This is a genomic window from Streptomyces sp. CB01249 (assembly GCF_001905735.1).
Classification (GTDB): Bacteria; Actinomycetota; Actinomycetes; order Streptomycetales; family Streptomycetaceae; genus Streptomyces.
On sequence record NZ_LISW01000002.1, the window covers coordinates 299,063 to 312,204 of the forward strand.

The 13,142-nt window shown below is 73.9% G+C and carries 11 protein-coding genes; 9 read left to right on the forward strand and 2 right to left on the reverse strand.

Annotated elements, in window-relative coordinates; translation table 11 throughout:
- Positions 1-114 precede the first annotated feature (114 nt).
- Positions 115-1,503, reverse strand: a complete 1,389-nt coding sequence (locus tag AMK18_RS35175) for an eCIS core domain-containing protein (RefSeq protein WP_079199256.1) — start codon at positions 1,501-1,503, stop codon at positions 115-117.
- A gap of 162 nt (positions 1,504-1,665) precedes the next feature.
- On the reverse strand, positions 1,666-2,385 hold the full coding sequence (locus AMK18_RS09760; protein WP_073862522.1) for a helix-turn-helix transcriptional regulator: 720 nt from the start codon (positions 2,383-2,385) through the stop codon (positions 1,666-1,668).
- A 224-nt stretch (positions 2,386-2,609) separates the two neighbouring features.
- On the opposite strand from AMK18_RS09760, the gene AMK18_RS09765 reads away from it, so the two are divergent.
- From AMK18_RS09765 to AMK18_RS09805, 9 genes are all read left to right on the forward strand, one after another.
- Positions 2,610-3,917, forward strand: coding sequence for a COG1470 family protein (locus AMK18_RS09765; RefSeq protein ID WP_018101395.1), 1,308 nt, complete (start codon positions 2,610-2,612; stop codon positions 3,915-3,917).
- Positions 3,918-4,385: 468 nt separating this feature from the next.
- The gene (locus AMK18_RS09770) at positions 4,386-5,912 is read left to right on the forward strand and encodes a phage tail sheath family protein (protein ID WP_073862523.1); all 1,527 of its coding nucleotides are present in this window, start codon (positions 4,386-4,388) and stop codon (positions 5,910-5,912) included.
- A 66-nt stretch (positions 5,913-5,978) separates the two neighbouring features.
- The gene (locus AMK18_RS09775; protein WP_018101393.1) at positions 5,979-6,419 is read left to right on the forward strand and encodes a phage tail protein; all 441 of its coding nucleotides are present in this window, start codon (positions 5,979-5,981) and stop codon (positions 6,417-6,419) included.
- On the forward strand, positions 6,416-6,904 hold the full coding sequence (locus tag AMK18_RS09780; RefSeq protein ID WP_073862524.1) for a hypothetical protein: 489 nt from the start codon (positions 6,416-6,418) through the stop codon (positions 6,902-6,904). The genes AMK18_RS09775 and AMK18_RS09780 overlap by 4 nt, the downstream gene beginning before the upstream one ends.
- Positions 6,901-7,059, forward strand: coding sequence for a DUF6760 family protein (locus tag AMK18_RS34865; protein WP_018101391.1), 159 nt, complete (start codon positions 6,901-6,903; stop codon positions 7,057-7,059). Before AMK18_RS09780 ends, AMK18_RS34865 begins: the two co-directional genes overlap by 4 nt.
- Positions 7,060-7,099: 40 nt before the next feature.
- On the forward strand, positions 7,100-10,147 hold the full coding sequence (locus AMK18_RS34625; RefSeq protein ID WP_143202261.1) for a hypothetical protein: 3,048 nt from the start codon (positions 7,100-7,102) through the stop codon (positions 10,145-10,147).
- A gap of 15 nt (positions 10,148-10,162) precedes the next feature.
- Positions 10,163-10,588, forward strand: a complete 426-nt coding sequence (locus tag AMK18_RS09795) for a phage tail protein (RefSeq protein WP_018101390.1) — start codon at positions 10,163-10,165, stop codon at positions 10,586-10,588.
- An 85-nt stretch (positions 10,589-10,673) separates the two neighbouring features.
- Positions 10,674-11,363, forward strand: coding sequence for a CIS tube protein (locus tag AMK18_RS09800; RefSeq protein WP_073862527.1), 690 nt, complete (start codon positions 10,674-10,676; stop codon positions 11,361-11,363).
- Entirely contained in the window at positions 11,360-13,129 is a 1,770-nt protein-coding gene (locus AMK18_RS09805) for a VgrG-related protein (protein ID WP_073862528.1), read from the forward strand. The genes AMK18_RS09800 and AMK18_RS09805 overlap by 4 nt, the downstream gene beginning before the upstream one ends.
- The last annotated feature ends 13 nt before the right edge of the window (positions 13,130-13,142 follow it).

Genomic DNA, 13,142 nt, shown 5'->3' on the forward strand with positions numbered 1-13,142 from the left:
TCTGGGTCGATGGCTCTCCACCACGAGCATGCGGCCCGAACGGGCGCCCGGACAGGGCCCGGAGTACCCCGGGGCGGGGAAGTCCGGGTGCCCTTTGGGGCTGCCGCGGTCCCGTCAGGTCAGCTGCGTCGTGCCGTAGGTCCCGGCGACGAAGTTGAAGCGCAGCTTGAACTGGGTGTGCCAGTTGTCCCCGGCCTGCGGGGACAGCGGCTGCCGCCACCACTTCATCCGGGTCTGCGGGAAGCGCTCCTGCTCGGTCGGCTGGGGATCGCCGAGGTACAGCGCGTGGGCGTTCCAGCCGAGCAGGCCCGCGCCCCGCACCCGCTCGGCCACGTCACCGGAGGACATCGCGGTCAGGGCGTCGAGGACGTGCTCCACCGTCATACCCGGCGCGTTGCTCAGCGACGTGGTGATCCCGGCCGCGTGGGCCAGGCTCTCGATGAGCTCGATGTGCGGCTGCCCGTCCTCGGCGATCCGGATCACCAGGGTGAAGCCGTGCCCCGCGTACTCGATGCGGAACACCGACTGCAGGCCCTCCGACCACGCCTCCCGGATCGAGTCCGTCAGGGTGTGCACCGCCGCCTGGAACTCCTGGATGTCGGCGGCCCGCTCCGGGTTGGGCCCCTGCCGGGGCGGGTTCACGGCGGGGTCGGTCAGCACCGGGAAGAGATCGTGTGCGGTGGGGAAGCACGCCGCGTACTCGATCGGGTCCTTGAGGTTGCTGTCCAGGATCTCGGGTGCGATGTCGTGCGCACCCATCGGGTCGTACGCGGGATCGAGCAGGGCGTTGATCACGTTCTCGCTCGTCGTGCCGATCCTGGCGGCCAGTTCACCGAGCTGCGCCCCGTACTGGCCGAGGCCCGCGGCGATGTTCCGGCCCATGGTCTGCTCCGGCGCCCGCTGGACGACGCCGTCCCCCGCCGTGTGGGCGTGCTCGTGCGCGTGGCCCTCGTGCGCGGCCGGGGCCGCGCCCCGCATCACCCGGTGCGCGTTGGCCTCGGCCGCCCGCTCGAAGCGGTCGGAGGGGTCGGAGACCCGCAGCCCGGAGCCGTTGTCGCTGCCGGACACGGGCCCCTGCCGCTGCTGGATGACGTGGGTCAGCTCATGGGCCAGCGTGTGCTTGTCGCCGCCGCCCTCGCCGATGACGACGTGGTGGCCGCTGGTGTAGGCGCGGGCGCCGACCCCGGCGGCGGACGCGCGGGCCGCCGCGTCGTCGTGGACGCGTACGTCCGAGAAGTCCGCGCCGAGCCGGGACTCCATCTCCGCGCGCAGCGACGCCTCCAGCGGCCTGCCGCTGCCGTTCAGCACGTCATGGACGGCCGAGCGCTGCACGGCGGCCTCCTCCCGCGCCTCCCCGGCCCTCCGCAGCAGGTGCAGGGCGGCCGCGTTGCCCAGGGTGCGCTGGACCTCCAGGAGTTCGGCCCGTTCGGCGGGCGCCGGGCCGCGCGACGGGGCGGACCGGGTCTCGGCGGTCCGGTCGGTACGGTGCTCACGCTGGGACAACGGTCTGCCTTTCCACGAACGGTTCACCACCACCAGACCGGGCGGCCCCGGTCCGGGGCAAGGGGCGCCGGGGCAGACCCCGGGACGAGGCCCCCGGCCGGGCGGCCGCACCGGGGCACCGAGGGGGCAACAGCGGTTGCCCTCCCGGTACCGGACGGCGCGTCAGATCAGCCCGTGCCGCATCGCGTACCCCACCGCGTGCGCCCGGTTGCGCAGGTTGAGGCGGGTCGCGACCTCGTGCAGCACGTTCTTGACGGTGCGCTCGGAGTACGAGGTCTTCTGCGCGATCTCCGCCGTGCCGTAGCCCTCCGACACCAGCCGGATCATCTCCGCCTCCCGCGTCGTGAGCGTGGACAGCGAGAGGCCCCTCGGGTCCAGGACCGAGCGGTGCAGGCTGCTGACGTGGTCGATGAGCTTGCCGAGGAGGTCCCCGGGAAGGACCCCCTCGCCCTTCGCGATGGCCGTCACCAGATGGACCAGCCGGTCCTGGTCGGCCTCCCCGCGCCGCAGCACGGCGGCCACCCCGTACTCGATGAGCGTCTGGAGGGCGCCCGCCTCGAAGTAGCCGACGACCAGGCCGGTCCGCGTCGCCGTGTTGCGCTGAAGGCGGTGCAGGAGCTGGACGGCGGGCTCGTTCACCATGTCCACCACCACCAGGGAGACCTGGGCCCGGTCCGCCTCCGCCTCCGGGACCAGCTCGATCTCCGGTCGCAGGCGCAGCTGTTGCACCACCCCGGTCCGGAGGATCAGGTCCTCCGCGTACACCGCCACCGAGACCCGGCCGGACGCCGGGGCGGGTATGCCCGGCGCGGGCTGCTCGGGCGGGGAGAGGGCGCGGTGTGCCGCCCCCGTCGTCGTCATGTCTGTCGTGATCGTGGTCATGTGCTCGTCCTTCTGGGCCGCTTCCGCCGAATTCCGCTCCGTCCGGTGCCGTACGCGTACGTCACGCGCGGGCAGGGCGACCGGGCCCGGGGATGCGGTGCGGGCACCCGCCGCGGGTGTGCCCCCGGGGCACCGCCCCTGCCCGCAGATTGCCCTCGCGCCCCTGCTGCCGGGGGCACGGCGCGGCCTAACGTCGCAGGGTGACCACATCTGCCGAACTCGCAATGCCCACGGTGTCGGTGACGCCCGGCGCCGAAGCGACGACCACGCTCACCGTGCGCAACGACGGGGACATCGTCGAGGCGTACACCCTCGACGTGGTCGGCGACTGTGCGGCGTGGACCACGGTGGAACCGGCCCGGGTCTCCCTCTACCCCGGCACCTCCGAGACCGTCACCGTGCGCTTCGCGCCGCCCCGGTCCCACGAGGTCCGCGCCGGTGAGAAGCCGCTGGGGATACGGGTGTTGCCCGCCGAGCACCCCGAGTCGGTGACCGTCCCCGAGATGACGGTGGTGGTCGAGCCGTTCCACGAACTGCGCGCCCGCCTGGAACCGGGGCGCCGCCGGGGCTGGCTGGGGGCCCGTTTCCGTACCGTCGTGCAGAACCTGGGGAACGCTCCCACGGAGGTCGCGCTCGCGGGCCGGCAGCAGGGCGAGGAACTGCGCCTCGCGTTCACCCCGGAGCGCCGGAAGCTGGAGCCGGGCGAGTCCGCCGAGGCGGGCCTCAAGGTCCGGGCGCGGAAGCTGATCTGGTTCGGCGCGCCGGCCGCCTGGCCGTTCGAGGTGGTGGCCGGGGAGCCGGAGGACGCCGGGGCCGAAAGCCCCCGGGAAGGACGGCCGGAACCCCTTCCGGGCGAGTTCGCCCAGATCCCGGTGTTCCCGAAGTGGTTGCTGATCCTGCTCGCGGCGATCCTCGCGCTGCTGCTCGCCTGGTTCGCGCTGGTGCGCCCGGCCGTCCGCTCCACCGCCAAGGAGGCGGGCGCCAAGGCCGCTCAGGAGGAGAACCGGCAGCCCCGGCAGGGCGGTTCGGCGTCGGGCGGCGGGCAGCAGGACCCCCAGGGCAAGGGGGAGGCCTCGGGCGGCGCCGACGGGTCCGGCGGTGCGACGGGCGGCTCCGGTTCGACCGGTGGCGGTGGCAGCGGCGGCTCGGGCGGCGGCGGGAACCCGCAGCAGATGTCCGAGACCATCGACGTGCAGACCGCTCCCGGGGGCCGGAAGACCGGTACCTATGTGGTTCCGGAAGGCAAGACTTTCGGGGTCACGGACATCGTCGTCGCGAATTTCCAGGGCGACGAGGGGCTGCTGACCATCTCCTTCGGGCAGCGGAAGATCACCACCATTGCCCTGGAGACGTTCAGGAACCAGGACTATCACTGGGTCACCCCCATTCAGATTCAGGAGAAGGCAGCGGTCACCGTTTCTGTGACCTGCTCAAAGCCTGGGACTCCGGCGACCGGTAAGCAGGCTTCCGGATGTCACCAAGTGCTCAATGTCAGCGGCGAGCTGACCGATGTCTCACCTGACGAACGATAGCGCCGGGTCCCCTTCCATTCATTCCGGACGTGTGAACAGACGGGTTTCCCACCTGCGTGGATGCGCCACCCGGCGTTCATCCGTATGTGTCCCTCCACACACCCTGACACGCCCGGATCGACTGGACGCGTAAATGCGCGGAGTGCGGGCAGCAGATGAATCGGGGTCATTCCCGGGTGATTCCCGGGCATTTCCGGAAGTCCCGAATGGACTGGACCACACGTGATCATGCCGGGCGGAGTGGATCGGGCCGCCTCGGGTTGCCCCGGGCGACCGTGGAAATCCAGCCGAATCCGTTGGGGCCCCGGGTAGTTTCTGGCTGAAATTAATCGGCGGCGTGAGGTGGGGCCGGGCGGGCCCGGAAAGGCAGTGGCCCTGCCCCCGGGCCAGGACTTTGGGGCCTACTGCCCGTGCGTGCGTGCGGGCAAGACTGGGCGGGCGAACGTCTGACCAGCCGAAGGAGCGAGCATGCCGTCGTACCTCACCCCAGGTGTATACGTGGAGGAGGTGCAGTCCGGAGCACGGCCCATCGAGGGTGTCGGCACCGCGGTCGCCGCCTTCGTCGGCTTCGCGGAGACCGGTCCCTTCCACCGGCCGACGCTGGTGACCAGCTGGGACCAGTACGTTTCGTCGTTCGGCACCTTCACCCCGGACACGTATCTGACGCTCGCCGTCCACGGGTTCTTCAGCAACGGCGGCGGCGCCGCGTACATCGTGCGCATCGGCGGCCCCGCCGAGGACGCGCCGCAGGGCGACGCTCCCGCGACGGCCCCCTCCGTGGCCGTCGGCGGCTTCCTGGTCTCGGCCCGGCCGGGCGCCGGCGACGGGATCTCCATCGAGGTCGCCGACGCCGAGGGCGAGAACCCGCCGGAGGACCGCTTCCGCCTGCTGGTCCGTCAGGGCGGCAAGGTCGTGGAGACCTTCGACACCTCCGTACGCAAGAACGTCAAGGGCTACCTGGTCACCCAGGCCCGCCAGTCGAAGCTCATCGAGGTCACCGAGCAGCCCGGCACGGCGCAGTCCCGCCCCGAGAAGCAGAGCCTCACCCTCGCGCCCGCCACCCCGGACGCGTCCACCACCGGCCGGACCGGCCCCACCGAGTACGTGGGCGACGCGTCGGCGCGTACGGGCATCGCGGCCCTTGAGGCGATCGACGAGATCACCATGGTCGCCGTCCCCGACCTGATGAGCGCCCACCAGCGCGGCGAGATCGACGACGAGGGCGTCCGCGCCGTACAGCTCGCCCTCATCGCGCACTGCGAGCAGATGGGCGACCGGGTCGCCGTCCTGGACACCCCGCCCGGCATGAACGCCCAGCGCGTCCGCACCTGGCGCAACGACGACGCCGGGTACGACTCGCGCTACGCGACCGTGTACTACCCCTGGCTCAAGGTCCTCGACCCGGCCACCGGCCGCCAGACCCTGATGCCGCCGAGCGGCCACGTCGCCGGTGTCTGGGCCCGCAGCGACGGCGAACGCGGAGTGCACAAGGCGCCCGCCAACGAGGTCATCCGGGGCGCGCTCGACCTCGAACTCCGGCTGAGCCGGGGCGAGCAGGACCTCCTCAACCCGATCGGCGTCAACTGCGTGCGCGCGTTCCCCGGCCGGGGCATCCGGATCTGGGGCGCCCGCACCCTCTCCTCCGACCCGGCCTGGCGCTACCTCAACGTCCGCCGGCTCTTCAACTACCTGGAGGAGTCCATCCTCCTGGGCACCCAGTGGGTCGTCTTCGAGCCCAACGACGACCGCCTCTGGTCGAGCATCCGCCGCAACGTCACCGCGTTCCTCTCCGAGGAGTGGCGCCGGGGCGCGCTCTTCGGCCGTACGGCGGAGGAGGCGTTCTACGTCAAGTGCGACCGGGACAACAACCCGCAGGAGTCCATCGACCTCGGTCAGGTCGTCTGCGAGATCGGCGTCGCGCCCGTGAAGCCGGCGGAGTTCGTCGTCTTCCGCCTCTCCCAGTTCTCGGACAGCACGAGCCTCGTGGACGAGTGACCGCAGCCCTCTCCCCGCAGTAACTCAGCAGACGACGACAGCGAACGGAACAGGTGACAGACAGTCATGGCAGAGGGCGACGCTCTTTCCACCCACGTCTTCGGCGTGCAGCTCGGCGGCTATCTCGTGGAGTCCATCCAGGAGATCAGCGGCCTGACCGTCGAGGAGGAGGTGGTGGAGGTCCGGCAGGTGACCTCCACCGGCAAGCAGATCATCCGCAAGCAGCCCGGCGCGCGGCAGGCCGGCGAGGTGACGATCACCCGGGGACTCGACAAGAGCAGCGAGTTCACCAAGTGGATCAAGGAGACGCTGAACAACGGCGCCGTCGACACCGCGCGGCAGAACCTCACCATCGAGATCAAGGACTCGAAGGGTGACACCGTCCGCCGCATCCAGCTGATGCAGGGCTGGGCCAGCCGCTGGGAGGGCCCCTCGCTGAAGGCCGGCGAGTCCAGCGCGGCGACCGAGACGGTGACCATCACCTTCGAGGAGATCGTGGTCGAATGAGGCGCAGGACCGTTTCCGGCGGCGGCCTCGAAGAGGTCCTGGACAGCCTCGCCGCCGCCGCGCCGGCGCCGGCCGAGGCCGCCCCGGCCCCCGCACCCGCCCCGGCCGCCGCGCGCCGTCCCGACGAGTTCGACTTCGAGCTGCCGCGCGGCTATCTGGACGACGAGGGCCGGACCCACCGGACCGGCACCATGCGGCTCGCCACCGCCCGCGACGAGCTGCGTCCGCAGATCGACCTCCGGGTCAAGGAGAACCCCGCGTACCTGAGCGTGGTGCTCCTCAGCCAGGTCATCACCCGCCTCGGCACGATCACCGATGTGCACGCCGGGGTGGTCGAGCGGATGTACGCGACCGACGTGGCGTTCCTCCAGGACTTCTACCGCCGCATCAACAGCGAGGGCCACACCCACGCGGCGGTCACCTGCCCGCTGTGCCAGGGCTCGTTCGAGGTGGACCTGTCGGGTGAGCGCCTGGGGGAATCGTGACGTACGCGCCTTCCCGGCTGCGGGAGGAGATCGCGTACATCGCCTACCACTTCCACTGGCAGCGCGAGGAGATCCTCGACCTCACCCATGGTGAGCGGCAGGAATGGGTGAGGGAGATAGCGCGGATCAACACCCGCGTGAACGAGAGCGGGTGAGGGCGTGGAGTTGAGGGGCTGGTTCCGGAAGCGTGCGGGGGTGGGCGCCCCCGACGCGGACCGGGCTCCGGAGCCCGGGTCCGGGGACGCCCCGGCTCCCGGGCCCGACTCTCCGCGTCCCGGGGCGGACTGGGACGGCGGGTGGCGCCGGGTCGCGCCCCCGACGGTGACCGTCGCGCGGTCCTCGATCGGCGTCAGCGACGGCCTCCGCTTCCGCTCCCGCCTCGCGTCCTGGCAGAACGTGGCCTACAGCGACGGCGGCCTCGGCCACGCGGTGCTCCCCTCCGCCCCGGTGGGGCTCGTGCACGGCGTGGCCCGGACACCGGGCACCCCGCGTACCGCGCCCTCCGGGGCGCCGTTGGTGCTGCGCGCCGCCGCGACTCCGGCGCCCGAGGGCGGCGATACGGGTACGGACCCGGGGCCCACGCCCCCCGGCCCCGGTACGCAGGCCCCTCCCGGGCCCCGGCGGGTCGTCCGGGCCGTCTCCGGCTCGGCGTCCCGCGCCTCCGGCCCCGCCGTGCCGCCGGTGGAGAACCCCGCCCCGGTACGCGCCCGGCGCACCGCGCCCCCGCTGATCGTCGCGCGCCGCCCGGCGAAGGACACCCCGCGCACGGTGTCCGCCGTCCCGTCGTCCGGGGTGCCCGCGCCGGTGGTCCAGCGCCGGACGGGCGCTCCGGGGGTCCCGGCCGGACCTGCGGTACGGCCTGCCCTGGGCGGGCCCTCGCCCGAACTGCCCTCCATGGGAGCCCCCTCGGCCCCGCCCGCCGCTGCGGACTCGCAGCCTTCCGGGCCCGACCTGCCGGTGGTTCAGCGCCAGGCGGACCCGTCCGCAGCTGCTCCGGACGGGCCGGTCCTGCCCGTGGTCCAGCAGCAGGTGGACGCGTCCGGTGGTGGTTCTTCCGCGCGCCCGACGCCGGGCGGGCAGCCGTCCGGGTCGGGCCCGGGTGGGCCTTTCCGGCGGGAGGCGGATGTCTCCGCCGCTGCCCCGGAACGGTCCGCGCGGCCTGGTCCGCCGGTGGTTCAGCGGCAGACGGATACGTCGGCCGCCGCCCCGGAGCAGCCAGCTCCCGCCGCTCCCGATCTGCCTGTCGTTCAGCGGCAGTTGGACGCGCCTCCCGGTCCGGAGGGCGGTTCTTCCGTACGTCCGACGCTTGGCGGTCCCGCTCAGCGGCAGGCGGACGCGTCCGCCGCCGTCCCGGAGCGGTCCGCGCCGGACGCCCAGGCCGGACCCGCGCTGCCCGTGGTCCAGCGGCAGACGGATGCCGCCGTCGGCGCGGGGGAGCCCGGGGCGGGTGATCCGGCCGGGCCTGCCCTGCCGGTGGTCCAGCGCCAGGCGGACGCCCCGGCCGGGCCCACGCTCCCCGCGGTTCAGCGACAGTCGGGCGGGCCTGCCGGTCCGGCGGGTGGTCCCTCAGTACGTCCGACGCTTGGCGGTCCTGTCCAGCGCCAGGCGGACGCCTCCGCCAGGCCGGAGCACCCCGCGCCGGACGCTGCGGCCGGGCCCGATCTTCCGGTGGTCCAGCGGCAGTTGGACGCGCCTGCCGGTCCGGCGGACAGCTCCTCCGTACGTCCCACCCTGGACACGCGGCCGCCCGTGTCGGCACCGGGCGGGGCGGTCCTTCCTGCTGTTCAGCGCCAGCTGGACGCCTCCGCCGCGCCGGAGCACTCCGCGCCGGACGCCCCGGCCGGGCCCGCGCTCCCCGTGGTGCAGCGCCAGGCGGATGCGCCTGCGCCGACGGCCGACCCTTCCGTACGCCCCACGCTGGGCGGACAGCCGTCCGGGCCCGGCCTCCCGGTGGTCCAGCGGCAGGTGGACGCGGCCACAGGTCCGGCGGACCGCCCCACCGCGGATGCGCAGCCGCCTGTGGTGGCGCCGGGCGGGACCGCCCTGCCGGTGGTCCAGCGGCAATCGGATGCGCCCGCCGGTCCGGCGGACCGCCCCGCCCTCCCGGTCGTCCAGCGCCAGGCGGACGCCTCCGCCACCCCGGTCCGCCCCACCCTGGGCAAGCCCCTGCGCGAACTTCCCGCAGGAGCGGCCCCCTTCGCCCCGTCCGCCCGCGAGGCGGGCCCCGCGCACCCGGCACCGCGCACCCCGCCCAGCGCCCCCGGCTCCCACGCCCGCACCCGGGGCGGTCTCGGCGCGCCCCTGTCCGCCCTCCCGCCGACCGCAGGCACCGCGCGCCCGGCGCAAGCGGCGGCCACCCCGCACCCCGCGATGCCCCTGCGCACCGCCCCCACCGCGCCCCCGGTCGTGCAGCGCACCCCGGAGACGCCCACCGCGCCGCCCTCCGTCCAGCGCACCCCGGCGGGGCCCGTCCGCGTCCGCCCCGCCTCCTGGCCCGCCCCCGTCCAGCGCGCCCGCGCGCTCCTCGCGGATCGGAGCATCGCCGTGCGCACCGGGGCCGCCGACGGCTTCACCGCGCGCGAAGCCGCCGCGACCCGGCCCGTCGTACCGGCCACTTGGCGCCGCGACACCCCGCGCGCGGCGACCGCACCCGGCGCCCCGGCCACCCCCGGCGCCCCGGCCACCTCCGGCGCCCCAGCCACCCCCGTCGTCCAGCGCGTCGCCGCCGACCCCGTCGCCGCGCCCCGCCCGCACGCGCCGCTCCCGGCGGCCCGGTCCGCCGCGCCGCAGGAGCCCCCCGTACCGGCCGGCTTCGAACCGCGGCCCGCGCCCCGGGGCCCCGTCGTGCGCCCGCATCCGTCCGGCGGCCCCGCCGCCCCCGTACAGCGCCTCGCGATGCCGGTCGCGGCGGAGCCCGGTGCGCCCGCTCCGGGGCCCGAGCCGGAGCGGGGCGCGCCCTCCGTACCGCAGCCCCGCGCCGTACGGCCGACGGCCCCGCGGGCCGACGCGCAGGCGGTTCAGCGCGCCGTCGCCCAGCACGGCCTCGCGGGCGTGCCAGTCACCGTCGTCCAGCGGCAGCCCGCCCAGGCCCCCGGGCCCGAGCGGCCCGCCGAGCCCGCCGCCGCCGACCTCGACGTCGAAGACCTCGCCCGACGGCTCATCGACCCCGTCGCCCGGCTCCTCCGGGCGGACCTGCGGCGGGGCCGCGAACGTTCCGGACGCCCGTACGACGGCCGGCGCTGAGAGAGAAAGCAGCAGATGACGGACAACATCTTCGCGACGAGCGTGTTCTTCAAGCTCACCATCGGCGGCAGCGACCTCGGCGCGTTCCACACCTGCTCGGGGCTCGGCGCCGAGGTGGAGATCGAGCAGTACGCCGAGGGCGGCAACAACGGGTACACCTGGCAGCTGCCGGGACGGATCACGTGGACCAACATCACGCTGACGCGGCCCGTCACCGCCGACACCCTCAAGATCGCGCGCTGGCTGAACGAGACGACGCAACGCGTCGAACGCAAGGACGGCGAGATCGTCGCCCTGCGCCCCGACCTCAGCCGGATCGTCAGCTGGCAGGTGCAGGGGATCGTCCCGGTCCGCTGGCAGGGGCCGTCCTTCGACCCGGCCAGCTCACAGGCCGCCGTCGAGACGCTGGAGATCGCGCACGAAGGGCTGGTGCCCTCCTGATGCGCCGCCACCACCACGCCCCGGAAGGAGGGAAACCGTGCCAGCCGCAGCCCGCACGAGCCGTGCCCGCGCACAGCTGACCATCATGGAGCCGCCGTCCGACGTCGGCGCCAAGCCCGGCGGGACCCTCGCCCGGCTGACGCTCCAGTTCAACCCGGCGACGCTCTCGCTGCGCAAGTCCACCGAGTGGCGCCGCACCCCGTCCCGCACGGCGGGCGAGTCCGCGCTGCCCGAATTCGTGGGCAGCGGGCCGCGCGCCCTGTCGCTCGACGTCTTCCTCGACGCCACCGCCACGCACGACAACTCCGTGGAGAAGGCGGTCGAACAGCTGATGACGGCCTGCGTGCCGACGCCGAGCAGCCTGGGCCGGAAGAAGCCGTCGAGCCCGTGGGTGCGCTTCGACTGGGGGACCTCGCGGACGACGTCGTTCGACGGCGTCCTGTCCAGCCTCTCCGTCTCGTACACGCTCTTCGACGTGGACGGGAAGCCGCTGCGCGCCACCTGCTCGCTGTCCATCGAGGAGGCGAGCGTCGACCCGGCCGGGCAGAACCCCACGTCCGGCTCGCGGGAGGCCCGGCGTACGCACACGGTCGTCGCCGGGGACAGCCTGCCGCTGCTCGCCTGGCGGGAGTACGGCGACGCCACCGCCTGGCGCACGATCGCGGAGGCGAACGGCATCGACGACCCCATGCACCTGCCCCCGGGCAGCGAACTCCTGGTGCCCGCGCTGGAGGACGGCGCGGCCGAGGACGGCGTACCGGAGGCAGCCCGATGACCGGCCCCGCCCGCTCCTTCGCCGCCGACCCCATCGTGGAGGCGCCCGCCGAGCTGCCCCAGGCGTGGGCCGCCCAGCTGGTGAGCTGCGCGGTGGACGAGAACATCGGGCTGCCCGACAGTGCGGTCCTGACCTACCGCGACCCGTACCACACGCTGCTCACCGCCACCGGGATCACGATCGGCACCGAGCTGAAGATCTCCGTGGTCACCGTCCAGGAACGGGCGCGCGAGCGGCTGTTCACGGGCGAGGTGACCGCGCTGGAGCTGGACAGCGACACCACCGGATCGTTCACCGTGGTCCGCGCGTTCTCCAAGGCCCACCGGCTGCGGCGGGGCCGCAAGGTCGTCGCGTACCGGAACATGAAGGCCGCCGACATCGTCCGCAAGGTCGCCGCCGACGCCGGGCTGCGGTGCGGGAAGGTCGAGGCGGCCCCGGTGATGTACAAGCAGCTGACCCAGCCGAACATCTCGGACTGGGACTTCCTCCAGTACCTCGCGGGGGAGTGCGGGGCGCACGTCCGGGTGGACGAGAAGGGCGTGCTCCAGTTCGTGAAGCCGAAGCCCGCCTCCTCGGCGCCGTCCCCGTCCACCTCCGCGTCCAAGCACCCGATGGTCCTGGAGTACGGCCGCAACCTGCTGGCGCTGCGGGCCGTGCTGTCCGCATCGGACGGGGCGGACAGCGTGGAGGTGCGCGGCTGGGACGTGCAGAACAAGGTCCGGGTCCTGGCCCGCGAGCAGTCGATCCGCTCCGAGACGGTGACCCCGGGCGCCAACCCGTCCACGCCCGCCGCCCTGTTCGGGAAGAACGCCCGGATGACCGTCGCCGACACCCCGTACCGCACCCAGGCCGAGGCCCGCGCGGTCGCCGGTGCCGTCGCCGGACGGGTCGCGTCCGGCTTCGGCGAGATCGAGGCGGTCGCGGAGGGCAATCCGAAGCTCCGCGCGGGCGAACCGGTCGCCCTCGGCAACGTCGGCCCCGACTTCGCCGGGCGCTACACCGCGACCGCCGCCCACCACACCCTGGACCCGCAGAGCGGCTACCGCACGACCGTCCTGGTCAGCACCGACCCGGACCGCTCGCTGACCGGCCTCACCGGCGGGCCGGGCGCGCCCGTGCCCGGGCCCCGGATGCCGGGCCTCGCGATCGGTATCGTCACCGACATCCGCGAGGGCCGGGGCAGGGAAAGCGGCTCGGTGAAGCTCAAGTTCCCCTGGCTGGACGACCTTTATGTCACGGACTGGGTCCGTACGGTGCAGTGGGGCGGCCAGGGCGGCGGCGGGGTCTTCAGCCCCGAGGTCAACGACGAGGTGCTGGTCGGCTTCGAACAGGGCCTGATCGACGCCCCGTACGTGCTCGGCGGGCTCTACAACGGTCGCGACAAGCCGTCCCCGCACGACGTCCCCCTCGTGGACCCGACCAGCGGCAAGCTCAACCGCCGCTCGCTGGTGTCCCGTTCGGGCAACCGCGTCGAACTGCTCGACACCCCGCGCGGCCCGTCCGGCGTCCGGCTGGCCACCGGCGACGAGCAGTTGGAGGTCGTGCTGGACGAGCGGCGCGGCGAGATCGCGCTCAAGGTGTACGCGCGCGGTACCCGCCGGGTCCTCAGCTCCCTGTCGCTCGGCCGCACCGGGATCACGCTCGACGCGGGCACCGGGAACGTCCAGGTGAAGGGCGCGTCGGTGACCATCAACGGCAAGACCGGCGTGACCGTCGACGGCGGCCTGCTCGCCGTCCTGAAGGCCGCACTCGTCCGCATCAACTGACGCGTTCCACCGA